This window comes from Actinoplanes sp. URMC 104 (assembly GCF_051386375.1).
In the GTDB taxonomy this organism is placed as follows: domain Bacteria; phylum Actinomycetota; class Actinomycetes; order Mycobacteriales; family Micromonosporaceae; genus Actinoplanes.
Map to the genome: position 1 here is coordinate 154,802 of NZ_JBPQTO010000011.1, position 24,484 is coordinate 179,285.

30 protein-coding genes are annotated in these 24,484 nt (G+C 73.7%); 11 read left to right on the top strand and 19 right to left on the bottom strand.

Annotated features, from left to right (window positions below; genetic code table 11):
• Window positions 1-24 precede the first annotated feature (24 nt).
• From ACSNN8_RS26435 to ACSNN8_RS26450, 4 genes are read right to left on the bottom strand one after another with little or no spacing between them, the layout of a single operon-like run.
• The gene (locus ACSNN8_RS26435; protein WP_436652259.1) at window positions 25-237 is read right to left on the bottom strand and encodes an MbtH family protein; all 213 of its coding nucleotides are present in this window, start codon (window positions 235-237) and stop codon (window positions 25-27) included.
• Window positions 234-473 (bottom strand): phosphopantetheine-binding protein, encoded by a 240-nt coding sequence (locus ACSNN8_RS26440; protein ID WP_436652260.1) that lies wholly within the window; start codon window positions 471-473, stop codon window positions 234-236. Before ACSNN8_RS26440 ends, ACSNN8_RS26435 begins: the two co-directional genes overlap by 4 nt.
• Window positions 474-511: 38 nt before the next feature.
• Window positions 512-1,111: a GNAT family N-acetyltransferase gene (locus tag ACSNN8_RS26445; RefSeq protein ID WP_436652261.1), complete on the bottom strand. Its 600-nt coding sequence runs from the start codon at window positions 1,109-1,111 to the stop codon at window positions 512-514.
• An 18-nt stretch (window positions 1,112-1,129) separates the two neighbouring features.
• The gene (locus ACSNN8_RS26450; RefSeq protein WP_436652262.1) at window positions 1,130-2,146 is read right to left on the bottom strand and encodes an iron-siderophore ABC transporter substrate-binding protein; all 1,017 of its coding nucleotides are present in this window, start codon (window positions 2,144-2,146) and stop codon (window positions 1,130-1,132) included.
• 160 nt (window positions 2,147-2,306) lie between these two features.
• On the opposite strand from ACSNN8_RS26450, the gene ACSNN8_RS26455 reads away from it, so the two are divergent.
• The 5 genes from ACSNN8_RS26455 to ACSNN8_RS26475 are packed head-to-tail and all read left to right on the top strand — an operon-like array spanning window position 2,307 to window position 6,332.
• Window positions 2,307-3,329, top strand: coding sequence for a FecCD family ABC transporter permease (locus ACSNN8_RS26455; RefSeq protein ID WP_436652263.1), 1,023 nt, complete (start codon window positions 2,307-2,309; stop codon window positions 3,327-3,329).
• Window positions 3,326-4,393 (top strand): FecCD family ABC transporter permease, encoded by a 1,068-nt coding sequence (locus ACSNN8_RS26460; RefSeq protein ID WP_436652264.1) that lies wholly within the window; start codon window positions 3,326-3,328, stop codon window positions 4,391-4,393. Before ACSNN8_RS26455 ends, ACSNN8_RS26460 begins: the two co-directional genes overlap by 4 nt.
• On the top strand, window positions 4,390-5,223 hold the full coding sequence (locus ACSNN8_RS26465) for an ABC transporter ATP-binding protein (RefSeq protein WP_436652265.1): 834 nt from the start codon (window positions 4,390-4,392) through the stop codon (window positions 5,221-5,223). The genes ACSNN8_RS26460 and ACSNN8_RS26465 overlap by 4 nt, the downstream gene beginning before the upstream one ends.
• A 48-nt stretch (window positions 5,224-5,271) precedes the next feature.
• The gene (locus ACSNN8_RS26470) at window positions 5,272-5,916 is read left to right on the top strand and encodes a maleylpyruvate isomerase family mycothiol-dependent enzyme (RefSeq protein WP_436652266.1); all 645 of its coding nucleotides are present in this window, start codon (window positions 5,272-5,274) and stop codon (window positions 5,914-5,916) included.
• 47 nt (window positions 5,917-5,963) lie between these two features.
• Window positions 5,964-6,332 (top strand): VOC family protein, encoded by a 369-nt coding sequence (locus ACSNN8_RS26475; RefSeq protein ID WP_436652267.1) that lies wholly within the window; start codon window positions 5,964-5,966, stop codon window positions 6,330-6,332.
• A gap of 955 nt (window positions 6,333-7,287) precedes the next feature.
• Here the strand turns inward: ACSNN8_RS26475 and ACSNN8_RS26480 are convergent.
• Window positions 7,288-8,208: a S66 peptidase family protein gene (locus ACSNN8_RS26480; RefSeq protein ID WP_436652268.1), complete on the bottom strand. Its 921-nt coding sequence runs from the start codon at window positions 8,206-8,208 to the stop codon at window positions 7,288-7,290.
• Window positions 8,205-8,681 carry a hypothetical protein gene (locus ACSNN8_RS26485; protein ID WP_436652269.1) on the bottom strand — a complete coding sequence of 159 codons (477 nt, stop codon included), beginning with the start codon at window positions 8,679-8,681 and terminating at the stop codon, window positions 8,205-8,207. Before ACSNN8_RS26485 ends, ACSNN8_RS26480 begins: the two co-directional genes overlap by 4 nt.
• 124 nt (window positions 8,682-8,805) lie before the next feature.
• Here ACSNN8_RS26485 and ACSNN8_RS26490 point away from each other — a divergent pair, with 124 nt between their 5' ends.
• A complete protein-coding gene (locus tag ACSNN8_RS26490; RefSeq protein ID WP_436652270.1) occupies window positions 8,806-9,792 on the top strand; it encodes a cellulose binding domain-containing protein in 987 nt (328 codons plus the stop codon).
• A gap of 28 nt (window positions 9,793-9,820) precedes the next feature.
• A complete protein-coding gene (locus tag ACSNN8_RS26495; protein WP_436652271.1) occupies window positions 9,821-10,441 on the top strand; it encodes a class I SAM-dependent methyltransferase in 621 nt (206 codons plus the stop codon).
• Window positions 10,442-10,662: 221 nt separating this feature from the next.
• On the opposite strand, the gene ACSNN8_RS26500 is transcribed toward ACSNN8_RS26495, so the two are convergent.
• From ACSNN8_RS26500 to ACSNN8_RS26510, 3 genes are all read right to left on the bottom strand, one after another.
• A complete protein-coding gene (locus tag ACSNN8_RS26500; protein WP_436652272.1) occupies window positions 10,663-11,100 on the bottom strand; it encodes an SgcJ/EcaC family oxidoreductase in 438 nt (145 codons plus the stop codon).
• A 139-nt stretch (window positions 11,101-11,239) separates the two neighbouring features.
• On the bottom strand, window positions 11,240-12,385 hold the full coding sequence (locus ACSNN8_RS26505; protein WP_436652273.1) for a hypothetical protein: 1,146 nt from the start codon (window positions 12,383-12,385) through the stop codon (window positions 11,240-11,242).
• Complete coding sequence (locus ACSNN8_RS26510) at window positions 12,382-12,726, bottom strand: PadR family transcriptional regulator (protein WP_436652274.1); 345 nt, start codon at window positions 12,724-12,726, stop codon at window positions 12,382-12,384. Before ACSNN8_RS26510 ends, ACSNN8_RS26505 begins: the two co-directional genes overlap by 4 nt.
• A 106-nt stretch (window positions 12,727-12,832) precedes the next feature.
• Between ACSNN8_RS26510 and ACSNN8_RS26515 the strand changes: the two genes are divergently transcribed.
• On the top strand, window positions 12,833-13,012 hold the full coding sequence (locus ACSNN8_RS26515) for a DUF397 domain-containing protein (RefSeq protein ID WP_436652275.1): 180 nt from the start codon (window positions 12,833-12,835) through the stop codon (window positions 13,010-13,012).
• Between the two features lie 39 nt (window positions 13,013-13,051).
• Here ACSNN8_RS26515 and ACSNN8_RS26520 read toward each other — a convergent pair whose 3' ends face one another.
• Complete coding sequence (locus ACSNN8_RS26520; RefSeq protein WP_436652276.1) at window positions 13,052-13,528, bottom strand: MarR family winged helix-turn-helix transcriptional regulator; 477 nt, start codon at window positions 13,526-13,528, stop codon at window positions 13,052-13,054.
• On the opposite strand from ACSNN8_RS26520, the gene ACSNN8_RS26525 reads away from it, so the two are divergent.
• Window positions 13,517-13,825: a DUF2218 domain-containing protein gene (locus ACSNN8_RS26525; RefSeq protein ID WP_436652277.1), complete on the top strand. Its 309-nt coding sequence runs from the start codon at window positions 13,517-13,519 to the stop codon at window positions 13,823-13,825. The two genes, ACSNN8_RS26520 and ACSNN8_RS26525, sit on opposite strands and share 12 nt — an antisense overlap.
• Here the strand turns inward: ACSNN8_RS26525 and ACSNN8_RS26530 are convergent.
• The 6 genes from ACSNN8_RS26530 to ACSNN8_RS26555 all read right to left on the bottom strand — a co-directional run bounded on the left by ACSNN8_RS26530 (window position 13,803) and on the right by ACSNN8_RS26555 (window position 20,996).
• Window positions 13,803-14,783 (bottom strand): hypothetical protein, encoded by a 981-nt coding sequence (locus ACSNN8_RS26530; protein WP_436652278.1) that lies wholly within the window; start codon window positions 14,781-14,783, stop codon window positions 13,803-13,805. The genes ACSNN8_RS26525 and ACSNN8_RS26530 overlap by 23 nt on opposite strands.
• A gap of 82 nt (window positions 14,784-14,865) precedes the next feature.
• Window positions 14,866-16,293 (bottom strand): amino acid permease, encoded by a 1,428-nt coding sequence (locus tag ACSNN8_RS26535; RefSeq protein ID WP_436652279.1) that lies wholly within the window; start codon window positions 16,291-16,293, stop codon window positions 14,866-14,868.
• A 304-nt stretch (window positions 16,294-16,597) separates the two neighbouring features.
• Window positions 16,598-17,209 carry a hypothetical protein gene (locus ACSNN8_RS26540; RefSeq protein ID WP_436652280.1) on the bottom strand — a complete coding sequence of 204 codons (612 nt, stop codon included), beginning with the start codon at window positions 17,207-17,209 and terminating at the stop codon, window positions 16,598-16,600.
• Window positions 17,210-17,341: 132 nt separating this feature from the next.
• Complete coding sequence (locus ACSNN8_RS26545) at window positions 17,342-18,832, bottom strand: MFS transporter (RefSeq protein WP_436652281.1); 1,491 nt, start codon at window positions 18,830-18,832, stop codon at window positions 17,342-17,344.
• Window positions 18,833-18,898: 66 nt separating this feature from the next.
• On the bottom strand, window positions 18,899-20,083 hold the full coding sequence (locus tag ACSNN8_RS26550) for an NAD(P)/FAD-dependent oxidoreductase (protein WP_436652282.1): 1,185 nt from the start codon (window positions 20,081-20,083) through the stop codon (window positions 18,899-18,901).
• Window positions 20,084-20,201: 118 nt separating this feature from the next.
• The gene (locus ACSNN8_RS26555) at window positions 20,202-20,996 is read right to left on the bottom strand and encodes an SIMPL domain-containing protein (RefSeq protein ID WP_436652283.1); all 795 of its coding nucleotides are present in this window, start codon (window positions 20,994-20,996) and stop codon (window positions 20,202-20,204) included.
• Window positions 20,997-21,101: 105 nt separating this feature from the next.
• Here ACSNN8_RS26555 and ACSNN8_RS26560 point away from each other — a divergent pair, with 105 nt between their 5' ends.
• Window positions 21,102-21,386 (top strand): sigma factor-like helix-turn-helix DNA-binding protein, encoded by a 285-nt coding sequence (locus ACSNN8_RS26560; RefSeq protein WP_436652284.1) that lies wholly within the window; start codon window positions 21,102-21,104, stop codon window positions 21,384-21,386.
• Here ACSNN8_RS26560 and ACSNN8_RS26565 read toward each other — a convergent pair.
• The 3 genes from ACSNN8_RS26565 to ACSNN8_RS26575 form a co-directional block, all read right to left on the bottom strand.
• The gene (locus tag ACSNN8_RS26565; protein WP_436652285.1) at window positions 21,376-21,924 is read right to left on the bottom strand and encodes a hypothetical protein; all 549 of its coding nucleotides are present in this window, start codon (window positions 21,922-21,924) and stop codon (window positions 21,376-21,378) included. The two genes, ACSNN8_RS26560 and ACSNN8_RS26565, sit on opposite strands and share 11 nt — an antisense overlap.
• Before the next feature lie 71 nt (window positions 21,925-21,995).
• A complete protein-coding gene (locus tag ACSNN8_RS26570) occupies window positions 21,996-22,472 on the bottom strand; it encodes a 2'-5' RNA ligase family protein (RefSeq protein WP_436652286.1) in 477 nt (158 codons plus the stop codon).
• Between the two features lies 1 nt (window position 22,473).
• A complete protein-coding gene (locus ACSNN8_RS26575) occupies window positions 22,474-23,541 on the bottom strand; it encodes a spore photoproduct lyase family protein (protein WP_436652287.1) in 1,068 nt (355 codons plus the stop codon).
• 168 nt (window positions 23,542-23,709) lie between these two features.
• Between ACSNN8_RS26575 and ACSNN8_RS26580 the strand changes: the two genes are divergently transcribed.
• Entirely contained in the window at window positions 23,710-24,468 is a 759-nt protein-coding gene (locus ACSNN8_RS26580) for a DedA family protein (protein ID WP_436652288.1), read from the top strand.
• Window positions 24,469-24,484: the final 16 nt, after the last annotated feature.

The following is a 24,484-nucleotide window of genomic DNA, read 5'->3' on the forward strand; positions in this document are numbered from 1 at the left end:
CGGTCCACGAAGGTGCGGGGAGGGTCAGTCGCCCATGCGGGCGATCAGGCTCCTGGGCCGCAGGTCGGTCCAGTTCTTCTCGACGTATTCCAGGCAGGCGGCCCGGGTGTCCTCGCCGAACGCGACCGTCCAGCCGGCCGGCACGTCGGCGAAGGACGGCCACAGCGAGTGCTGGCCCTCGTCGTTGACCAGCACGAGATAGCGGCCGTCCTCGTCCTCGAACGGGTTGGTCGTCACTTCGCCCCCTCCTTGGCCAGCAGCGTCCACCAGGCCTTGACCGTGGGGTCCTGCGCCAGGTCGAGATAGCCGGCCTCGTATCCGGCCTCGCGCCACCGGGTGGCGAGGCTCATCAGGCGTATCGAGTCGAGGCCGAGGTCGAGAAGGTTGTCCTCGTCGGCGAAGCTGCCGGGCTCCTCGGCGAGCACCTCGGCGACGTCGGCACGGACGCGCTCGAGGCTCAGCGGTGCGGTCATGCGGCTTCCTTCGGTCGGCGTGTGAGGTAAGGCTTACCTTACGAATTGGTACGAGTAAAGCGGTTATGCGCTGATAATTCGCAAACGTGCAGCGCAGCCCGCTTGTGGCCGAGATCGCGGATGCCCATCAGGCGGAACCCGGCCGCCACGAACATGCGGCGGGCCACCGTGTGGCGCTCGTCGGGGTCGGCGAGCAGCCGCCGGCAGCGGGGGTCCACAAGGGCCAGTCCGGCGGCGACGGCGCGGACCATCGCGCGGCCCAGGCCCTGCCCGGTGCGTACGCGGTCCCCGATCGCCAGGTGCAGACCCAGGTCGTACGGGTCGGCGTCGTACCGCAGCCCGACGACGTCGCGCGGCGTGCGGTAGATCTCGACGTACGCGAACGGCTCACCCTCGTACGAGACGAGGCACGGCCGCGACCAGTCGCCCGCGAGCTGGTCCTCAAAGGTGCCCGCCCAGCGCTCCGGCGGCCAGGCCTGGTCCCAGAACCGCTCGACGTGCGGCTCGTTCATCCAGCGGCTCACCAGCACCGGGTCGTCGCCCGCGGCCGCGAGCAGCCGGATGCTCCAGGGCGGCGCGAGGAGCGGCGCCGGTGGTGGTCCCGCCGCGAGCACGGCCGCGGCGAGACCGGTGGTCACCTCCCGGGTGGACACTCGTCAGCCGGCCTTGGCGGCTTCCGAGATCGTCGGCAGGACGTTGCCGATGATGTACTGCACCGACAGCGGGGTCGGCGTGCGCAGCGAGGAGAACTGGGCGTCCGACAGCGCCTTGTACGAGCCGCGCTTGACCGAGGCGAGGTTCTTGAACAGCGTGTTGCCCTCCAGCGCGGGCTGCAGCTTCTTGTCGGCGTAGTAGACGAGCGTGGTGTCGGCGTCGAGCACGCCGGCCTTCTCGAGGCTGAGCTGCACGGCGAAGTCGTCGCCCTGCAGGGCGGCCACGCCCGGCGCGAGCCTCATGCCGAAGTCGTTGAGCATCTTGACGCCGGCGTCCTTGTCGGAGCGCAGCACGCCGATCGAGCCGGCCTCCCACATCTGGCTGAGCGTGAACTGCTTGCCCGCCAGCTCGGGGTGGTCGGCCTTGGCCCGCGCGACCTTGCCCTCGACCTCGGCGATGACCTGGTCGGCCTTCGCGGTCCGCCCGACGGCCTTGCCGACCTGCTTGAGCGTGGTCTGCCAGGGGTCCTCGAAGGCGCCCGTGGTCTCGTACGCGGTGGTCGGCGCGAGCTTGCTGAGCTTGGCGTACTCGTCGTCGACGTAGTAGTCGCCGCCGGCCAGGATCAGGTCGGGCGCCAGCGCCGCGATCTTCTCGATGTCGAAGCCGGTGTCGCCCGCGGTGAGGACCGCCGGCTTGCCGGTGAGCAGCGGCTTGGCCCACGCGGTGATGCCACCCTCGCCCGAGGACTCGGCGATGCCGACCGGCTGCACGCCCAGCACCAGCAGCGCGTCGAGGTCGGCGTCGGAGAGCGCGACGATGCGCTGCGGCGCGGCCTCGATCTCGGCGGTGCCCAGCTTGTGGGTCAGGGTGACGGGGTACGCCGCGGCGGCCGCGGGAGCGCCCTGCGTGCCGGCCGGTTCGCCGGAGTCGCCGCCGCAGCCCGCCGTCAGGGCCAGGCCCGCGATCAGCGCTGCTCCGGCCGCGGCGGCGCGACGGACGGATCGGATCGGAAAGGACATCTGCTCGAACCTCACGGTCGCTAGTTAGGTGAGGCTAAGCTAAGCGACGATGCGGGCCGGGGCAAGGTGGGGTCCGAGTTTTGGTAAGGCTAACCTTCCATCGACCGATCGCACGACCCCTCGGGGCGGGCGGCCGGCCCACCGTCCATAAAGGGGGGTCATGACGGCGACAGCGGCGCCCGTACGCGCCAACCGGCGCCCCCTCGTCCTGCTCGGCCTCGTCGCGGCGGTGGCCGTGGCGGTGGTGCTGTCGCTGGCGATCGGCGCGCAGTGGCTGCGCCCGGCCGAGGTGTGGCAGGCGGTCACCGATCCCGACCCGGCGGCCCCCGCCACCTCGATCGTCCGCGAGCTGCGGCTGCCCCGTACGGTCCTCGGGGTCCTGGTGGGACTCGCGCTGGGCGCCGCCGGCGCGCTCATCCAGGGGCACACCCGCAACCCGCTGGCCGACCCCGGGCTGCTGGGCATCTCGGCCGGCGCGTCGTTCGCGGTCGTGCTGGGCATCCAGCTCGGCGCGGGCGGCCTGCCGGCGTCCATCTGGTTCGCCTTCGCCGGCGCCCTGCTCGCCAGCGTCGCGGTGTTCGGCATCGCCGCGGGCCGCCGCGGCGGGCCTACGCCCGTGGCGCTGGCGCTGGCCGGCATGGCGATCAGCGCGCTGCTCGCCTCGTTCACCCAGTCGATCCTGCTGGCCGACGACGCGAGCCTCAACGTGTTCCGCTTCTGGGTCGTCGGCTCGCTGTCCGGACGCGACGCCACGGTGGCCTCGCAGGTCGCCCCGTTCATCGCCGTCGGGCTGGTGCTGGCGCTGGCGAACACGCCGGCGCTCAACGCGCTGGGTCTGGGCGAGGACGTCGCCCGCGCGCTCGGCCAGCGGGTCCTGCCGGCCCGCGCGCTGGGCGTCGCCGCGGTCGTGCTGCTCGCCGGCGCGGCCACCGCGGCGTGTGGCCCGATCGGCTTCCTGGGCCTGATCGTGCCGCACGTGGCCCGCGCGTTCGTCGGCCCCGACCACCGCTGGCTGGTCCCGTGCTCGGCGCTGGCCGGCGCGGTGGTGCTGCTGCTCGCCGACGTGCTCGGCCGCGTCGTGGTCAGCCCCGGCGAGCTGCAGACGGGCATCGTCCTCGCGGCGGTCGGCGCCCCGTTCTTCGTCGTGCTCGTCCGCAGCCGCCGGGGAGTGGTCAAGCTGTGAGCCAGGTCCTCGACCCGCCGGTGCAACCGGCCGGGCGCCGCGTCGTCCACGCCGGACGGTTCTCCGGCACCCTCGCCCTGCGGTCGGTCGCGGTCGGCGTGACCGGCCTGGCGCTGACCGCCGCGGTCGCCGTCCTGGGCATCGGCCACGGCAGCTTCGCGATCGCGCCCGGCGACGTCGTCGCGACCCTGCTGGGCGGCGGCACGGCGGCGCAGCAGCTGATCGTCGTGGACCTGCGCCTGCCCCGGATCCTGACCGCGCTGCTCGTCGGGGCGGCGCTCGCGGTCTCCGGGGCGCTCACCCAGACCTTCGCGCGCAACCCGCTCGCCAGCCCCGACGTGCTCGGCGTGACGCACGGCGCCTCGCTGGGCGCGGTGGCCGTCATCGTGCTCGGCAGCGCCTCCGCCCTCGGCGCCGTGCCGGTCGCCGCGCTCGCCGGGGCGCTGGTAACCGCCGCCCTGGTCTACGTGCTGGCGTGGCGCCGCGGCGTCGACGGCTTCCGCCTCGTGCTGGTCGGCATCGGCATCGGCGAGGTCGTGACGGCCGGGGTCTCGTGGTTCCTCGTGCGCGCCGAGATCGTCGACGCCGCCCGCGCCACGATCTGGCTCAACGGCTCGGTCGCCGGCGCCGAGTGGGCGCAGGTGCGTCCGCTGTCGGCCGGGCTGGCCGTGCTGCTGCCGCTGGCCGTGGCCACCGCGTTCACGTTGCAGGCCCTGCAGTTCGACGACGACGTGGCCCGCTCCCTGGGCGTACGCCTGCAGACCGCCCGGCTGGCCGTGGTGCTCACCGCCGTCGCCCTCGCGGCCGCGGCCGTCGCCGCCGCCGGGCCCATCGAGTTCGTCGCGTTCGTGGTTCCCCAGGTCGCGTTGCGCCTCTGCGGCGGCTCCCGCCCGCCGCTGGTCGTCTCCGCCATCCTCGGCGCCCTGCTGGTCTCCGCCGCCGACCTGGCCGCCCGCGTGGCCCTGCCCGGTCGCGAGCTCCCGGTGGGCCTGGTGACCGCCATGGCCGGCGCCCCGTACCTGCTCTGGCTGCTGGTCCGCACCAACCGAAGGGCCTCCGCATGACCGACCCCTCCCCCGTCCTGTCGGCAACTCCGCTCGCGCGCACGCCGCGGCTGCAGGCCCGCGGCCTGCGCCTGGCCTACGGCGACACCGTCGTGGTGGACGGCCTCGACCTCGACATCCCCCACGGGTCCGTCACCGCCGTGGTCGGGCCCAACGGCTGCGGCAAGTCCACCCTGCTGCGCGCGCTCGGCCGCCTGCTCAAGCCCCGCGACGGCGAGGTGCTGCTCGACGGGCGCCGCATCGACCGGATGCCGACCCGCGAGGTCGCCCGCATCGTCGGCCTGCTCCCCCAGAGCCCGGTGGCCCCCGACGGCCTCACCGTCGCCGACCTCGTCATGCGCGGCCGCCACCCGCACCAGAACTGGTTCCGCCAGTGGTCGCCCGCCGACCAGCGGATCGTCACCGAGGCTCTGGAGTGGACCGACATGCGCGCCCTGGCCGACCGTCCGGTCGACGCCCTCTCCGGCGGCCAGCGCCAGCGCGCCTGGATCTCCATGGCCCTGGCCCAGGGCACCGAGGTGCTGCTGCTCGACGAGCCCACCACCTACCTCGACCTGGCCCACCAGATCGACGTGCTCGACCTGGTGGCCCGCCTGCACCGCGAACGCGGCCGCACCATCGTGATGGTCCTGCACGACCTCAACCTGGCCGCCCGCTACGCCGACCACGTCGTCGCCCTGCGCGACGGCCGCATCGTCGCCCGCGGCGAGCCCGCCGAGGTCCTCACCGTCGAGCTGCTGGCCGAGGTCTTCGGGCTGGCCGCCCTCGTGGTCCCCGACCCCGCAACCGGCACACCCCTGGTCGTCCCCCTCCCCCGCACCCCGGCCTGACCCGCTCGCTCTCGCCCTTTCGCCCGCCGGTGTGCAAGCATGCGGGCCATGACGGGACCGGCGCCCAGCGTGCTCGACGCCTTCCGGGACGAGGCCGCGGCGTTCGTCTCCGCCTTGCAGACCCTTCCCCGTACGGCCTGGGAACGCCCGACCCGCTGCGAGCCCTGGCGGATCCGCGAGCTCGTCGGGCATGTCGTCACCGCGCTCGGCCGCGTGCCGCAGAGCGTCGCCCTCCGCGCACCGCTCCGCGCCGCCGTCACCGCCGTCGAATACTTCCGCAACGACCACCGCTTCAGCTCCGCCGCCAACGCCGAACGGGTGCAGATCGCCGCCTCCGTCCCCACCGCCGACGCCGATGCCCTGCGGGCCGCCGCCCGCCTCGTGGTCACCACCTGCGAGGCTGAGCCCCCGGCGCGCGTCGTCGAAACCCGGCACGGCGACGCCATGCTGCTCTCCGAGTTCCTGCTGACCCGCCTCTTCGAGCTCGCGATCCACGGCCTCGACGTGGCCGACGCCGCGAACGTCCCGCCGTGGCTGACCCCCGCCGCCGCCCACCACCTCAAGCTGATGCTCTTCACCGTCGAACCCTCGCCCGGCGACGACGCCGCACTGCTCCGCAGGGCCACCGGCCGCGCTCCCCTGTCCACCGCCGAGGCCGCCGCCCTGGGACTGCGGTCGCTGACGCTCGGCTGAACCGGCGCCGGCGAAAGTTGTCGTACCCCGCGAGCACAATGCCCCGCATGAGTGACCAGACGACACACCGTCATCACGCCATCGACTACGTCGAGATCACCGTCGGCGACGTCGCCGCGGCCAAGCGCTTCTACGGCGAGGCGTTCGGCTGGCAGTTCACCGACTACGGCCCCGACTACGCGGGCATCCACCGCCCCGACGGCACCGGCGAGGCCGGCGGCCTGCGCGCCGGCGAGCCCGTCGGCGTCGGCGGCCCCCTCGTGCTGCTGTACTCGTCCGACCTGGACGCCTCGGTCGACGCCGTCCGCGCGGCCGGCGGCCGGATCATCGAGGGCCCCTACGAGTTCCCCGGCGGCCGGCGCTTCGAGTTCACCGACCCGAGCGGCAACGAACTGGGGGTATGGGCCGACAAGTGACCACCGCCCCGTGCCCTCCGTCCACCTGACCATCGGGGCCGCACAGCTGCCGGCCGACGGGTCGGGCGCACCTGTCCGGCGGCGGGCCGGGCTCAGCTCTCGGGGCTCGGCCGACGGTCGGGCGCTCTTGTCGGGCGGCGAGCCGGCGGCCGACGCAGCTGTCCGGCGGCCGGACGGCGGGCCGGGCGTTGTCCAGCGGCGGGTCAGCGGGAGGCGGGGTGCAGCTGTTCAGCGGCGGCCCGACGGCCGGGCGCAGCTGTCCAGCGGCCGGAAGGCGGGCCGGGCGCAGCTCTCGGGGGTGGGCCAGCCACCGGGCGCTCCTGTCGGGCGGCGCGAAGAGGGGTGCAGCTGCCCGGAGCCCGGACGGCACGCCGGGCGCAGCCCTCGAGGGTAGGCCAGCCACCGGGCGCTCCTGTCGGGCGGCGCGAAGCGGGGTGCGGCCGCCCGGAGCCCGGACGGCACGCCGGGCACAGCCCTCGAGGGTAGGCCAGCAACCGGGCGCTCCTGCCGGGCGGCGGGAAGCGGGGTGCAGCTGTCCGGCGGCCGGAAGGCAGGCCGGTCGCAGCTGTCCGGAGGCCGGACGGCAGACCGGGCGCAGCTCTCGACGATGGGCCAGCCACCGGGCGCTCCTGTCGGGCGGCGGGCCGGCGGGACGCGAGGCGCAGCTATCCGGCGGCTGGAAGGCGGATCGGGGGCAGTTGCCGGGTGGTGGGCCGGCTGCCCGGGCGCAGCCTGTCCGGCGCCGAGCCGGCGGGTCAGGAGCAGTTGCCGGACGCGGCCGGCGACCCGGGCGCAGCTTGTGCGGCGGCAGGCCGGCTGGCCGGGCGCAGTTGCCGGGTGGCGGACCGGCGGCCCGGGCGCGGCTGCCCGGCCGCGGACCGGGCGCAGCTGTCGGGCGGCGGACCGGCGGGTCGGGCGACGACTCGGCGCAGCTGTCCGGCGGAGAGGCGATGGGTCAGGTGACGGCCGGGGTGACGATGAGAGTGCCGGAGGCGGTGTCGAGTTGGGCGGGGACGCCGAGGCCGACGGCGACCTGTTGGGCGCCGTGGCCGATCGGGAGGCCGCCCAGCACGGGCACGCCGAGGGAGGTGAGCTGTTCGGTGAGGACGTCGAGAATGGGCGGGTAGCCGGGGCCGCCGTCGGTACAGTCGGTGAACTGGCCGAGCGCGACGCCGCGCACGCCGGAGAGCCAGCCGGCACGCCGCAGGTGCACGAGCATGCGGTCGACGCGGTAGGGCGCCTCCCCCACTTCCTCCAGCAGCAGGATGGCGCCGGTCAGGTCGAGTGCGTGCGGGGTGCCGACGGTGGTGGCGAGCATGGCCAGGTTGCCGCCGAGCAGGGTGCCCGAGGCGGAACCGTCGACGCGTACGGCGTAGGTCGGCTCGTCCGGCACGGCGGTGACGGTGACGGGGTCGTCCAGCATGACCGCATGCCGGGCGGCTCGGACGGTCAGCGACGACGGGCCTCGCTCGAACTGGCCCGCGGTCGGCCCGTGGACCGTCGCCAGCCCGGCCTCGCGCCACAGCGCCACGTGCAGCGCAGTGATGTCCGAGAACCCCATGACGACCTTCGGGTCCGCGCGCACGGCCGCGAAGTCGACGCGGTCGACGATGCGCTGCATGCCGTACCCGCCGCGCATGCAGAACACTCCACGCACGGCCGGGTCGCGCAGCGCGTCGTTGAGGTCGGCGAGGCGCTCGTCGTCGGTGCCCGCGAAGAAGGCGTGCCGTCCCCCGGCGTACGCGCCGAGCCGCACGCGCAGACCCCAGCCCTCGAGGGCCGCGACGGTGGCGGCGATGCGGCCGCTATCGCTCGCACCCGACGGCGAGATGAGCGCAACCAGATCGCCTTTCTGGAGGCGGCGCGGCCGGATCACGAGCCACAGCCGGTCGCCGCGCTGCCAACCGATGGGCAGACGTTGACATACGTCGATGCTTCCGGAACGGTCGACGCCATGGGGACCCGGATGCGCGCTCTGCTCACGACGTCACTTGCCACAGCAGCAGTCTCGGCGCTCCTGAGCGGCGCAGCAATCACCGCGGCCGAAGCCGTCCCCTCAGGCACCCAAGCGCGACCGGCGACGCACGCGATCCCCGCCGCGCGAGCTGAGGCGGCCCTCGCGTCAACGGCATCCGCACAGCCGGCGCCGACAGGGTCCACCCCCACCACGTCGGCCAACACCACGTCGGCCAACACCACGTCGGCCAGCATCACGTCGGACCCCACCACGTCGGCCGGCACCATGTCGGACCGCGCCGCCTCGGTGCGCTCCACGCCAGGCCGTAATACCCCGGCCCGCAGAACCTCGGCCGGCACCACGTCGGACCGCGCCGCCTCGGCGCGCTCCACGCCAGGCCGTACCACCTCGGACCGCACGACCTCGGCCGGCACCACGCCAGGCCCTACAGCCCCACCTCCGACGACAACGTCACAGCCAACCACGTCGCCAACGACACCAGCCCCGCCGACCCCGTTGCCGACGACCCCGGCTCCCACGACTCCTGCACCGCCCACGCCGACGGGACAACCGCCCGCGCCGCCGACCGACTTCCGCGTGACCGCGGTGACCCCGACATCGGTCACGCTCGCCTGGACAGCAGCGACGCCGGGCTCCGACCCGATCGCGGGCTACGACGTCAACTACACGCAGGCGTTCAACGACGTCTACCTGTCGCAGCCGGCCGGCAACGTCACGACGATCACGATCAGCTCGTCGATCCGCCCCACGTACCAGTACCGCTTCTTCCTGCTGGCCCGCGACACGGCCGGCCGCACCGCGAGCTCGCCGACCTCGGTGACGGTCGTGACGCCGGCCGCGGCAACGGGCGACACGACGCCCCCGTCCGCCCCGGGCAACCTGCGCCTCACCGCCGTGACGCCGGCCGGCCCCGCGCTCGCCTGGGACGCCTCGACGGATGACGAAGGCGTGACCGCGTACGACGTCTTCTTCTTCGACGGCTGGTTCAGCTCGACGCTCGTCGGCACGACGACCGGCACGCAGTTCGTGGCGCCGTTCCGGTCCGGCGGCTTCGGCACACCGGCGTACTACGTGCGCGCACGCGACGCGGCCGGCAACCTGTCGATCGCCTCGAACACCGTCAGCGCACCGGCCCCGACCACGCCGCCGCCACCGCCGCCGAGCACGTGCCGCGTCGCCTACCGGACGACCGCCGAGTGGGCCGGCGGCTTCGTCGCCGAGGTGACGATCACCAACACCGGCACCACCGCGGTCGAGGACTGGAGCCTGTCGTTCGCGATGCCCGGCGACCAGCAGGTCTCGTCCGCCTGGAACGCCTCAATCCGGCAGGAGGGCGCTACCGTGATGCTGACCGCCGCCCGGTGGAACGCCACCATCCGCCCGGGCGCGACCGTCGCCGTGGGCCTGCTCGGCCGCTGGACCAGAAGCAACACCGCCCCGGCGGCGTTCACGCTCGCCGGCAGCCCGTGTGCGGCCGGGTGACCCGCGTCCGCCCTCTAGGATTCGCGCGGTGAACGTCGAGCGCATCAGGGACGCGTACGCCGCCGTGGCGGACCTCTATATCGGACTGTTCGGCACGAGCGAGCAGGTGCATGCCGACGACCTCGCCTTCATCGGGCGGCACCTGGCGATCCGGCCCGGGCGCGTGCTGGACGTGGGCTGCGGGCCCGGGCACCTCACCGGCTACCTGCGGTCGCTGGGCGTCGACGCGGCGGGCCTCGACCTGGTGCCCGAGTTCATCGCCCACGCGAAGGCCGCCCACCCGGACGGCGACTACCGCCTCGGCTCGATGCGCAGCCTCGACGCCGAGGACGGCTCCGTCGCCGGCATCCTGTCGTGGTACTCGCTGATCCACCTGCCACCGCCGGACCTCGACGGGGTGCTCGCCGAGTTCCGCCGCGTCCTGAAGCCGGGCGGCACGCTGGTGGCCGGCTTCTTCGACGCGGACGAGCTCGGCCCGTTCGAGCACAAGGTCGTGACGGCGTACCGCTGGCCGGTCGACGAGTTCTCCGAGCGCCTGCGGCAGGCCGGTTTCACCGAGGTCGCCCGCGACCGGCGGCCGAGCGACGGCACCCACCGCCCGCACGCCGCCCTCGCAGCAGTCCTCCACCGGCCGGCGCCGAATCGCTAAGCGGAAACGCCGACCGACGCCCGACCACTGAGGAGCGGAACGCCAACCAGCGCCGAACCGCTGACGAACGACGACGCCAACCAGCGCCGAACCACTGAGGAACGGAACGCCGGCCAGCGCCGAACCGCTGACGAGCGACGACGCCGACAGCGGTCCGGCCGCGGAGCTCCGCCTCAGCGACGCTCCACCGGCTGCCCATGGACAAGCCGATCGCCGCCGGGCTACCCCGGCTCCCCCAGCGCGGCGGTGTGCTCGGCCGCGGCCTCGGGACGCCCCCGATACTGCGCCGGCGTGTTCTGGAACAGCACCACCCGCCAGCCTGCGCCCCGCTTCTCCGCGACCACCGTCTGCACCGCGTTGAGCGCCGGGTCCACCCGCGCGCCACCCGGCGGCACCATCCCCGCGATGGCGTGCAGCAGCCACCCCGACGTGCCCACCGCCCGGCCGCCGACCACCTTGCCCACGTACGCCGCGGTCGGATGGTCCTCGAAGATCGGCCCCAGATGCCCGGCGACGTCCTGCCCCCGCACCTGGCTGCCGTCGAAGCCGACGAGCAGCCCGTCCGCCGCGAACATCTCTGCGAAGCCTGCAGCGTCCCGGCGGTTCCACGCTGCCAGCACTCGTTCGTAAAGCTTCACGACCTCCGTCTCGTCACTCATGCCGCCAGTCTCCCCGCACCCTCGGCGCCCGAACACCCCCTCGCCGGGGCGCAGCCGACGGTACGCCGCTCGGCCTGCCCGGAACGGTTATCCACAAATGGGCTCTATCCACAGGCCGGCGGACGGGAAGTGGCGGCCGCTAACCGCTTGTGGGAACGTGGTCGCCGAGCAGGGACACTGCCGGCCGGCGCATCAGCACCACCCAGGCCGCGGCGGTCACGACCAGACCCGCCACGGTGAGTTCGAGCAGCATCCACGGCGTGCCGTGCGACCAGTACGGGCCCGCATTCAGCGCGCTGTGGACGGTGAACACCTCAGGATCGGCGGCCCGGAGGACCCGCCAGACGTTCACCCAGAAGGCGAACGCGGGCAGGGCCAGCGCGGCCACCGCGAGACCGGTCAGCACGGCGGCGACCCGGCGGCGGGCGGGCGACGACCCGCGCAGGCGGTAGGCGCCCGCGGCGGCCAGCAGCCAGCCGCCGACCAGCCCGGCCAGCGCGCCGCCGACCGTCGCGGGAAGCATCGCGCCGGTGTCCGCCGGCCAAAGGTCGATCGAGACGGCGCCGTGCCCTGACGAGCCGCCGCCGGGCGAGCCGCCGGATGAAACGCCGGGCGAGGCGTTGGGCGAGCCGCCGGGCGAGCCGCCGGGCGAGGCCCCGCCGGATGGGGCGCCGCCGGGCGTGACGTGGCCGGTGACGGTCATCAGCAGGCCGTCGCGCCTGGCCTCGAAGGCGCTGCCGGACAGGGGTACCTCGAACTGGGCGCCGGTCGCGGGGTCGAAGGTGACCGCGGTGCCGGACCGGGAGCTGACCGCGCCGACCGTCCAGCCGTCGGCCGCCAGCCTGCGCGTGGCGGCCTCCGCGGTCCAGCCCGGCTGGTCGGTGCCGGCGACGACCATGGTCGTCGTCCACGGCGACGCCGAGCGGTCCTGGCCGACCTCGCCGCTGCCACCGGCCACCTGCCGGGCCAGCTCCGTGACGCCGGCGTCGGCGGGCAGGTCGGTGAACGTCCGCTCGGCCGCCCACGAGCCGGCCGCCGCGCCGAAGGCACCGCCGATCAGGGTGACCAGCACCGCCGCGACCCACACCAGCGGCCGCCCGGACGGCAGCCGGAAACGCTGCCGCAGACCGCTGACCACGAGGTGCCAGGCGTCGGAAGCCCCCGGCCGGCTCTGCCCGGGCGCCGCCATCTCCAGCAGCGTGGTGACCATCTCGACGGCGTGCCCGCGCCGGAAGGGCCGCGGATAGGCGAGCAGCAGCATGCGATAGCGACGCTCGAGGCTCACGCGGCACCCCCGGCCGCGAACCCCATCGACAGCCCGGGCCGCCGGCTCAGCCGCTGCTCGGCGGCCGCGGCGTTGCGACGCAGACGATCGATCTCGCCCGACAGCACCCCCGCGCCGCTGTCGGTGATCCGGTAGTAGCGCCGCAGCCGCCCGTCGACGGCCTCCTCGCGGTCGACCTCGATGAGCCCCTGCTCGGCCAGCCGGTCGAGGGCGCCGTAGAGAGTGCCGGCGCGCAGCTTCACCTCGCCGCCGGAGATGTCCGCCACCGCTTGGATGACGCCGTAGCCGTGCAACGGCTGATCGGCCAGCGAGGCCAGGATGAGAAAAGTGGGTTCCTGCATGGCTGGAACCGTACGGGAGACGAGATATACCGTCAACCGTAGTATTGAGTTCCGGCCGGAGCCTCAACCACGTAGCCTCTTCCATCAAGACATTCGGGAGGTTCGCATGACCGAAACCAGCGAATGGCGCCGAAGCAGCTTCTGCTCCGACGCAGCTTGCGCCGAGATCAAGGTCGAGGACGACACCGTCGCCGTGCGGTCGACCAGGCGGCCCGAGGCCACGGTCGAGTTCACGCGCGCGGAGTGGGAGGCCGTGAAGGCGGCCATCAAGAACGACGAGTTCTGACAGTCCGGCCGCGGAAATACCTCTGCCTCGGAGGTACTGTTACGGCGTGTCGCCCTCGTCGAGCACCTCCAGCAGCCGCCGCACGGCGGGCAGCGCGTCGCTGATCGCGCGGCGGTCGTCCTCGCCGAGCCGGGCCATCGCCGCCGCCAGCACGGCGTGCTGGGCCTCGGACCACGTGGCGAGGTGCTGCCGCCCGGCCGCGGTCAGGTCGAGCCGGGCCACGCGGCGGTCGCCGGAGTCCCGTACGCGGGAGAGCAGCCCGGACGAGACGAGCTCGCCCACGATCGTCGACACGGTGTTGGGCACGAGCTGCAGCCGCTCCGCCACCGCCCGCGTGCCCAGACCCGGGTGCGCCTCCACCGTGCGCAGCACCTCGACCTGGGCGTACGGCAGCGGCGCCACCACGGCGCGGCGGCGCACCGCCTTGCGCAACACCCGCCCCAGCACCGCGAACACCGTCATCTGCCTGGCGAGGGCCGGCGCATCCACCCCACGGAGATCCTCATGACCACGCATGACTCGACCCTACGGTCCCGCGCCGACGTCCCGACCCCGCGGGGCGAGCGGTGGCGCAAGCAGCTGGCGTCGCACTTCGGCCGCAAGGCGACCGTGCTGGAGGAGGACGCCGGCACCACCCTGCTGCTCTCCGCGGGCTCCTGCCTGCTGACGTACGACGACGCCGCCCTGCACCTCGAGGCGACCGCCGCGGACGCCGAGTCGCTGGCCCGCGTCGAGCAGGTGGTCGGCGGTCATCTCGAGCGTTTCGCCGCCTCGACGGAGGCGCTGCGGGTCACCTGGCAGCCCGCTCCCTGACGTCCGCCACGGGCTCGGGGCGCGTGGCGAGGTAGTACCCGGCCGTGGTCGCGGCGAGCGTGACGCCCCAGCCGACGAAGACGAGAAGCGTGCCGGTCACCGCCCAGTTGTCCGCGGCCTCGCCCCACGTCGCGGTCCCGCCGGCCAGCTCGGCGAAGCTCAATCCGCCGTAGACGACCAGCGCGAGCGCCACCGTCGTGGCCGGGACGAGCGCCAGCAGCCGGGGCACGCCGCGACCGCCGACCACGGGCATCCAGCCGGGGAATTGTTGGCCCCAGCGCTGCACGAGGCCCAGCGTGAGCAGGCCGGCCAGCGGCGGCACGACGGTGATGGCCACGGCGGCGGGCACGGACAGGTCCCGCTGGAGTTCGGCGAGCTCGACCTCGGACATGCCGAATCCCACGTCGAGCAGCCACAGCAGGTGGGGAACCGCCCACCCGACGATCGGCAGCACCACCGCCACGTGCCCGCAGCGCCGCGCCCAGCCCGCCACCGGGTGGTAGGCGGCCCTGCCCCGGGCCGTTTGCGGGCCGACGGCGACGGCCAGGGCCGCGAGCAGGACGGCGAGCACCACCAGGACCGTCCGGGCGGTCAGGTCACGCCAGTCCGAGGGACGCCCGGCCACCGCCGCGGGCACCTCGAACAGCAGGTGCAGCGGGAAGGCGGCGACAGCCACCACCGCCGCCGCGGTCCACAGCCCCGCCGCGGCCGCCCGGCCGGGCCGCAGCCGGGCCCAGACGACGAGCGCTGCCAGCACCGCGATGACGGCCAGGGCGCCCCAGCCGGCCCGGAACGGCACCGTGGCGACGGCGTCGGCGCCGCAGCCGCCGGCCGGGTCGGGGGGCAGGTCGCGGCGGTCGCAGGCGGTGTAGCCCCATCGGCCGCCGGCGAGCCACACCAGACGCAGCGCCGCCTCGGCGGCCAGAACGGCCAGGACGGCCGACGCACGCTTGTTCATGACGTGATGCTGCGGGCCGGGCGCTGTGACGGGCCTGATGCGTTCTCAGCCGCGCCACAGCGGCCACTGTGGAGCGGAGGACTCAGTTGCGGCGGGCGGGGTCGTTGAGCTTGGACCGGTGCCGGCCGTAGAACATGTACAGGATCAGGCCCAGCACGAACCAGACCGCGAACCGCAGCCAGGTCACCGGGTCGAGGAAGGTGATCAGCCAGATCGAGAACGCGACGCCGACCACGGGGATGACCGGCATGCCGGGCAGGCGGAACGTCCGCGGGATCTCCGGCCGGCGGTAGCGCAGCACGACCACCGCGACGCACACGACGACGAACGCCAGCAGGATGCCGATGTTGGTGAGCTCGGCTGCCTCGCGGATGGGCAGGAAGCCGGCGATGACGGCGGACGCGATGCCGGCGATCCAGGTGACCCGGGTGGGCACCCGCCGTTCCGGGTGCAGCTTGCCGAACCAGGCGGGCAGCAGCCCGTCGCGGCTCATCGAGTACCAGACGCGGGTCACGCCGAGCATGAAGGTGAACATCACGGTGAGGATGCCGACGATGGCGCCGACCGCGATGACGTCGGCCAGCCCGGACAGGCCGACGGCGGCGAACGCGGACGAGAATCCGCTCTCCGGGTCGACGTCGCGGTAGTTCTGCATGCCGGTCAGGACGAGCGTCGCCAGCACGTACAGGACCATCGAAATGATCAGCGAGTAGATGATGGCCTTGGGCAGGTGCCGGCGGCCGTCCTTGGCCTCCTCGGCCGCGGTGCTCATCGCGTCGTAGCCGAACACCGCGAAGAAGACGGTGGCCGCACCGGTGATCGCGCCGCTCCAGCCGAAGGGGAAGAACGGGTCGTAGTTGGAGCGGGTGATGTGGAACGCGCCCACCACGATGACGATCAGGACGATCACCACCTTGAGGACCACGACGGCGGTCTCGGCCCGGGCCGCAGCCTTGATGCCCCGGTTCAGCAGGTACGCGATGAGCAGGCACAGCAGCACGGCGAACAGGTCCACGACGTGCCCGTCGCCGGTGCCGGGCGCGCCGAGCATCCAGGCGGGCAGGTCCAGCCCGATGTCGGCCATGAGGAACGAGAAGTACCCGGAGATGCCGATCGCCACGACCGAGACGATCGCGGTGTACTCCAGCAACAGGTCCCAGCCGATGAACCAGGCGACCACCTCGCCGAGGACGACATAGCCGTACGTGTACGCCGACCCGGCCTTCGGGATCATGCCGGCGAACTCGGCGTAGCTCAGCGCGGCCGCGGCGCTCGCGATCCCGGCGATGAGGAACGAGAACAGCACCGCCGGCCCGGCCGTCTCGTTCGCCACCGCACCGGCGAGCGCGAAGATCCCGGCCCCGATGATGCCGCCGACGCCGATCGCGGTGAGCTGCCAGAGCCCCAGCGTCCGCGACATCTCGGTGTCGTGCTCGTCGGACACGTCGTCGATCGGTTTGCGGCGGAAGATCCCGGACCCGCTGCCGAACCGTTGCGGTGACACGGACATGGCGGCCTCCTCGTGATCAGTGCTCCTCCCGGAGTACCACGCGGGGCGGCGTTTCGCATCCACAGGCGCTGATGCAAGGTCGGCGCCGGCTGCCGATCGTCCCCAGTGTCCTGTCCGCGGCGACGGCGTCAGCCGCGCGCGAGCGCCACGACGATGAACAGACCGTAGAAAAAGATGAGCCCGGCGATCAGCGCGAACGTCGTGCCCGGCCCGATCGTGTGCTCCCACTCCTCGTCATCCACAACCGTCCAACGAGCGCGGCGGCGCCGATCGACGGGCGTTCACCCGTACGGGGACCGCCCCGTCAGCGGCAGAGGCGGGCCGTCAGCTCGTCGGCCGCGGCGTGCCAGGCGTCCTCGGCCGGGCCGGTGATCTTCTCGTGGAGCGCGGGCGCCCCGTCGACCCCGCCGCGGTCGCCCGCCCAGCGCAGCAGCGTGTCCGCGGCCCGGTAGCGGACGAGGTACTCGGGGTCGCGCACCGCGGTGGCGAGCGCCCGCACCAGCGTGGTGCTGGGCGGGAAGCCGGCCAGGGCCACGGCGGCGTCGAGGCGGACGAGTTCCGAGGGCGCACCGGTGAGCACGCCGGCGATGGGCAGGGCCCAGGCCGGGTCGCGGGTCAGGGCGTACAGCGCCTCGGCGACCCGGATGCGGAACTCGCCGTCGGCGCGGCTCAGTGCGGTGCGCAGGATGCTGACGGCGTCGGCCGGCGCGAGCCCGGCCGCGGCGAGCGCGGTGAACGCCTGCGCGGCGATCGTGTCAGCCGACGCCAGCCCCGCGCGCAGCATCCGCTCGACGGTGCGCGGCTGCCGGCGCGCGGCCTCGATCAAGCCCGTGAACTGGGGCTCTTCGCGCCGGACGCGGTGCTCCTCGCCGAAGATCTCCCGCCGCCACCGCCGCCACTCCGCATCCCCGTTCATCGACGGACATTATTACCACGCCTCGCTGAGAGTACTCACGCCGCCACGCGATCATTGCGCAAGTGGCACAAATGCACGCGGCGTCCCGGCCACCGCGGGGTGGCCGGAACGCCGGAGCGGTGCGTCGGCGCGTCAGTGCGCCATCGCGGGCGGAGCGTCCGGGTCGACGTCGAGCGGCCCGGTGCGGAACAGCAGAGCCGAGACGACGGCGCACGCCACGAACAGTCCGCACGACCACCAGAACACCGTGTGGTAGCCGGCGAGCGAGGCCTCGAGGGCGACCTGCGGCGAGCGGGCGTGCGACGTGGCGTAGTCGGTCGCGGCGGTGGCGGCGAACGAGCTGAGCAGCGCCGTGCCGATCGAGCCGCCGATCTGCTGCACGGTGTTGATCATCGCCGAGGCGACGCCGGCGTCGCGGTGCTCGACGCCGCTGGTGGCGGCGTTCTGGGTGGGGGCGAACACGAGGCCCAGGCCGAGGCCGATGATCAGCAGGCCGGGCAGGACGCCCGCGGCGTACGTCGAGTCCACGTCCAGCCGGGTCAGGAACGCCATGCCGCCGGCGGCGACCAGCGCGCCGAGCGGGACCAGCGGGCGCGGGCCGATCCGCGGCGTGAGCATCGAGCCGGCCGTGGTGGCCGAGAGCATGATGGCGCCGAGCATCGGCAGGAACGCCAGGCCCGTCTGCACCGGGGTGAAGCCCAGGTTGCCGACCAGGAAGTACGTCAGGAACAGGAAGATGCCGAACATGCCCGCGCCGGCGATGCCGATCGCCGCGTACGAGCCGCCGCGGTTGCGGTCGAGCACGACGCGCATGGGCAGCAGCGGGTGCGCGGCCCGCTTCTCGATCACCACGAAGGCGAGGAGCACGACGACGCCCACGACGATCGGCACGAGCGTGACCGCGGACGACCAGCCGTCGGTCTCGGCCTTGCCCAGCCCGAAGACGAGCGCGACGAGGCCGGCCACGGCGGTGACCGTGCCCGGCACGTCGATGCGGGCGCGCGAGGTGACCGGCTCGTCGGCCAGGCGCAGCAGCGCGCCGGCCACCGCGACCGCGGCGATGACGAGGTTGACGTAGAGGCACCAGCGCCAGGAGGCGTACTCGGTCAGGACCCCGCCGAGCAGCAGGCCCACCGCACCGCCGGCGCCCGAGATGGCGCCGAAGATGCCGAACGCCTTGCCGCGCTCGGCGGGCTCGGTGAAGGTCGTGGACAGCAGCGACAGGGCGGCGGGCGCGAGCGCCGCACCGAAGGCGCCCTGCAGCGCGCGGGCGACGATGAGCATCTCGAGGCCGCCGGCGGCGCCGCCCAGCGCGGAGGCGAGGGCGAAACCGACGAGGCCGATGAGGAACATGCGCTTGCGGCCGAAGAAGTCCGACAGGCGGCCGCCGAGCAGCAGCAGGCTGCCGAAGGCCAGGGCGTACGCGGTGACGACCCACTGCCGGTCCGCGTCCGAGAACGCCAGATCGGCCTGCGCCGTGGGCAGCGCGATGTTCACGATCGTCGCGTCGAGGACCACCATGAGCTGGGCCATCGCGAGCACGACCAGCGCCCACCATCGTCCGGTGGGCGCCGGCGCGGCAGCGATCGGCGGCGCCTGGCGCGCCTGCGTATCGGTGGTCATCCATGGCCTTCCGCGGGAGGGGGTTTGCGTCCCCCTCCGCATCGGCAGGCCGCCCGCCGGGTTGAGCTAAGCCGTGAGCGCGCTCAGGTTCTCGGGCCGGAAGAACTCGGCCGGCGAGGTGACGCCCGAGGTGAGCCGGGCGTACGCGTCCATGGCCGGCTGGTTCCCGGCGATCGCGGACACCAGCCCCACGGTCTGCTCGTCCGGCGGCTGCAGCGAGGCGATCTGCAGCGTCATGTGGTACGCGGGCATCGCGCGCGTGTCGCGGCGCGACTGGTAGGAGGCAAGGGCTGTCCCGTACGCCTCCCCGCCGCCCAGCGTGGCGTCGAGCGCGTCCGCCAGCCCCTCGGCGTCGAGGAACGCGTCGGTGATGCCCTGCGCGGTGATGAAGTCGCGGTTGTAGCCGGCGTCGCCGACCAGCGCCCACCCCGGCCCGTACGGCGTCCGGAAGTAGTTGGGCACCGCCGTGCCCGCGAACCGCTCCTCCCGCTTGGCGTCGCGGATCCGCTCGGCGAACGCGGGCGCCTGCGCGAACGCCGCCATCAGCTCGCCCTCGACGTCGTTGCGGTGCGCCGCGAGCTCCGCGTACGGCCACCCGCCGATCACCATCGTGAGGCCGTCGTTGGTGGGGCAGACCGCCCAGCTGCGCCCCGGCCTGATGTACGCCTCGAACGAGCTCGTGGGCAGATTGCTGTAGTACGAGTAGTACGCCACCGCGAGCGGCGGGTGCTCCTCGTAGACCTCCGGCCGCACCGTCTTGGCGACCACGGAGTTGCGCCCGTCCGCGCCCACGACGACCCGGGCCCGCTCCACCACGCCGTCGCCGCCGCGGATGCCCACCACCCGGCCGTCCTCGACCAGCACCTCCTCGACGCCGAAGCCCTCGCGCACCTCGGCCCCCGCCGCCGCGGCCGCGTCCACCAGGATCTTGTCGAGCAGCGTGCGCCGCGGCGCGTAGGCGTACGGCGACTCCTCGGTGCCCGGCGCCCCCGCCAGCGTCACCGGCCCGAAGTCGAACGAGTACCGCCCCACCGGCGGGCACCCGGTGGCCGCCACCTGCTCGAGCAGCCCCCACCGCTGCAGGGCCGCCGCGCCCGGCGGGTGGATGACGTGCGTGGACACCGTGTCGCTCGGGAACGTGGCCCGGTCGACCAGCAGGGTCCGGTACCCCCGCCGCGCCAGCAACATCGCCGTCGGCGCCCCGGCGCAGCGCGCCCCCACCACGATCACATCAAAGGTCCGCTCCGTCATCAGGACATCGTGGACGACCGCTCGCCCGCTGTCGATGCCCTGTCCGCGTGCCGCGCCCGGACACCGCCCCGCCGACCCGGCCTCCCCCGCCGGGAGGCCGGGCAGCGGCGCCGGCTCGTCAGGCCGCTGGAGTGTTCTTCCTGGAGCGTCCGGGCGGCTGGTCGAGCGCCCACTCCACCGTGACGGTCACGGCCAGGTGCAGCCGGCCCGGCTCGACCACGACCGTCGAGTCCGCGGCGGCGAACCGGTTCTGCCCGTCCGCCGCCCAGCGGCCGGGGTCCTCCTCGTGCACCTTGAGGACCCGGCCGAGCGGCCGGCCGGCCTCCCGGGCGTACAGGCCGGCCCTCGTCCGGGCGTCGGCGAACGCCTTGCGCCGCGCCTCGGCGAGCAGCGCGGAGTCGTCGCGGATCGCGAACGACACACCGTCGACCCGGGCCGCGTCCCCACCCGCCGCGACGGCCGCCGACAGCAGCGCACCGGCCCGCGGCAGGTCGCGGACCTCGGCGGTGAGGCCCTGGGTCGCGGTGTAGCCGGTGATGACTCCGTCGTCCTTGCGTGCCGGGGTGATGCTCACGGTGGACGTCTGCAGGTCGCTCCGGGCCATCCCGGCGCGGACGAGCGCGTCGCGCATGCGGGTGACCGCCGTACCGGAACGCTTGACGGCTTCGCCCACCGTGGACGCGCTGACCTCCGCCGCCAGGCTCGCCCGGAGCGTGTCGGGCTCGGCGGCCACCTCGCCGCGGCCGCTGACCAGCACGGTGTCCCGCTCCTCGCCGGCGGACCGGGCCGTCGCCACACCGGCCGGGACCGACTCCGCGCCCTTGGCGATCGCCGGACGGCCTCCCACCGGCGACGAGAGCACGACCGCCGTCGCAAGAACGACCACCGCGGACCTTTTTGTACTATTTTCCATGCCTTGAGGCTATATGGCGGTTGTGGAACCCTGTGCCGGTGACCGGCCGACTACGCCGCGAGTGCTCACTGGAGTCCGGCTCCGCCGGTCAGCAGAGTGTCAAGGATGCCGACCAGACCTGCCGGCCCGAGCAGCGGGCGCGAGACCCGGCGACCCGAGACCGACCAGCTCCTGCGTGCCCTGCCGGCCCACCACCGGGAGATCATCGTGGCGACGTACTTCCGCGGCCGGACGACACGCGAGGCGGCACGACAGCTCGGCCTGACCCACCACGCGGCGAAGGCGCGGCTCTACCACGCGATGCGGGACCTGTCCGACCTGCTCGCTCCCCGCACCGGGCGCCATCGCAGCACCCGGTGCGAGGGACCGCGGCCGGGCATCAGCCGGTGAAGCGGGCCAGGAAGCCCTTCTTCACCTCGCTCGCCCGCTGCTGCTCGCCGGCCAGCGAGCTGACCACGATGAGCGCGCCCGTCAGCGCGGGCACGACCCACTGCAGCAGCGACAGCTGCTTCTGAGCCTTCGCCACGTCGCCCGGCGTGCTCGAGGCCGGCTCGGTCCCGGCGAGCGCCGGCACCGACTCGTCATCGGCCACCTTGCGGCCGAGCACGCGGCTGTATCCGGTCACGGCCAGCGCGGCCGCGGTCAGGCCGGTCTTCACCAGCGCGGTGGATCCGGCTCCGCGCTGCCCGGCCAGGCGCGCCCGGTTGCCGACGAGCTCGCCGACGCTGCCGGCCAGGTGCGCGCCGATCGCGGCCGCGTTGACCGGCGTCCACTTGTTCCAGCCGGTGTTCGCCACCCGGCCGGTTCCGTTCGCCGTGTCCGCCTCCGCCGCAGCCGGGTTCAGCGCGACGGCGTTCGCCAGGGTCCCGCCGAACCACGCGGCCAGGCCGACGTCGTGCAGGGAGCGGGACAAGGTGTCTTTCGCCAAGGGGTCCTCCGTAATCGAGTGCGTCGTCGAGGGCTACCCCACCCTTGGCGGGCTACACGGATTCGGGCGTGTCAGCCGGGAAGAGGGCGCACGGTCCGCGTCGCCGAGTCGTAGGTGCGGGCGGCCACGAACGACCCGGCAGCCGGGGCGAGCCCGGCCAGCAGGTGCAGCGCCGCGGGCCGGTGCTGCTCGGGGACGCGCAGCGCCAGGCTGACGTGCGGCACGAACTCCTCGGGCGGCGGCCACGCGTCCGCGCCGGACAGCGAGGACCACACGGCGGTGTGCAGCTCCCGCAGCTCTGTGGTGAGGGTCACCGGGCGGACCAGCGCGCGGCCCAGCATCCGTACGGGCCCGAGCGTCGCCTTGAGCGGCAACGGCAGCGGGGGCAGGCCGTCCAGCGACGCGGCGGTGATCACGGTGAGGTGCGGGCGGTTCGTCGGGTGCTGGTGCGTGGCGAGGCTGGGCAGGCCGGCGTCGCGCAGCAGAGCCCACAGGTCCCGTACGCCCCGGGTCAGCTCCTCGTCCGGGAGCAGCTCGACGGTGTGCACGTCAGAACGCGTACCGCACCCGGCAGTAAGGGGTCCGCGAGCCGATCAGGTCGACGAGCGCGGCGACGTACCGGCCCTTCGACCCGGTGCGGTAGCGCACGTTCCACGAGCCGTTCTGCGACCGTTTGCCCTGCTGCAGGTCCGGCCGCCAGATCAGCTCCTCGGCCTTGGGGTGCCAGCCGACGTTCACCTCGTGCAGGTCGCGGTTGTGGGTCAGGAAGATGACCTCGGCCGCGAGCTGCTGCTTGGCCGCCGGACCGATCGAGGCGTCCAGCTGGTCGAGCAGCTCGGCCCAGTCCTCCAGCCACCCGTCGCGCACGACGACCGGGCTGAAGTTGACGTGCACCTCGTAGCCGGCCGCCACGAAGTCGTCGATCGCGGCCATCCGCTCGGCGATCGGCGAGGTGCGGATGTCGAGCAGCTTCGAGTCGCGCGCGGGCATCAGCGAGAAGCGGACCCGGGTACGCCCCCGGGGGTCCCAGTCGAGCAGGTCGCGGTTCACGTGCTTGGTCGCGAACGAGGCCTTCGCGTTCGGCAGGTCGCGGAACAGCGTCACCAGGTCGCGGACGTTGTCGCTGATCCGCGCGTCGACGCTGCAGTCGGAGTTCTCGCCGATGTCGTAGACCCACGCGTGCGGGTCGCACTCGTTGGGCGCCGGCTTGACCCCCTGCCGGCCCGCGTGCCGCCCCAGATAGCCGGTGATCCTGTCGATGTTCGCGAACACCGTGATCGGGTTGCTGTAGCCCTTGTGCCGCGGCACGTAGCAGTACGCGCACGCCATCGCGCACCCGTTGGCCGTGGACGGGGCGATGAAGTCCGCCGAGCGGCCGTTCGGCCGCGCCGTCAGCGACTTCTTCACGCCCAGCACCAGCGCCTCGCGCTTGATGCGCACCCACCGGTTGACGTTCGTCTCGTCGCCGTACAGCTCGTCGATGCGGTTGTGGCTCTCGACCTCGACCAGCTGCGCCTGCGGGAAGCGCGCGAGGATCTCCTTGCCCCGCGGCAGCTCGGCCGCGGCGGGCTCGACGTAGATGCGGCGGATGTCGAGCAGCGCGGCAGCAGCAGTCATGGTCCTTCCAGCGTATCCGGGCGAACCCGCAGGCCGGCCCCGCCGCGACCGGCATCACTCGATCAAGAACGGTGCGGACGGCCGGCGGCTCGCAGGGAACGTTCAGGCAGGCCGCCGATACTTCCGGGGTCGCCGTTTCCCGTCCCCCCGCCACCCTGAGGAGCTTTCGTGACCGTGCTCGCCGAGGCCGCCGCCCCCGACGAGGCCGGAGGACTGACCGGCTGGGCGGTCGGTCTCATGGAGTCGCTCGGCGGCGTGGGCGCCGCGCTGATCGTGGGCCTGGACAACCTGTTCCCGCCGATCCCCAGCGAGCTGGTGCTGCCGCTGGCCGGGTTCTCCGCCAGCCGGGGCGTGTTCAGCCTGCCCGAGGCGCTGTTCTGGACGACGCTGGGCTCGCTGCTCGGCGCGATCGTCGTCTACTGGGCCGGCGCGCTGCTCGGGCGGCAGCGCACCCGCCGGCTGGTGGCGCTGATCCCGCTGGTCAAGGTGACCGACTTCGACCGTTGCGAGCAGTGGTTCGGCAGGCACGGCACCAAGGCGGTGTTCTTCGGCCGCATGGTGCCGCTGTTCCGCAGCTTCATCTCGCTGCCCGCCGGCGTCGAGCGCATGAGCTTCTGGAAGTTCAGCGTGCTCACGGCGCTGGGCAGCCTCGTCTGGAACACGCTGTTCGTCACCGCCGGCTTCGTGCTCGGCGAGAACTGGCACCGCGTGGAGGGCTACGCCGGCGTCTTCCAGAAGCTCGTCGTCGCGGGCGTCGTCATCGGCGTCGGCACCTTCGTGTACCAGCGCCTGCGCGCCCGCCGCGTGGGCCTGCCGGCCGACGACGCCGACGCCACCGTGGTGCTACCGGTGATCCGCGACCACGACCCCGAGGCGACCGTCGTCATGCCCGTACACCGGCACCCGCGCGCATTTAAGGATGTTTAAGGTTCGCTCCTGATCC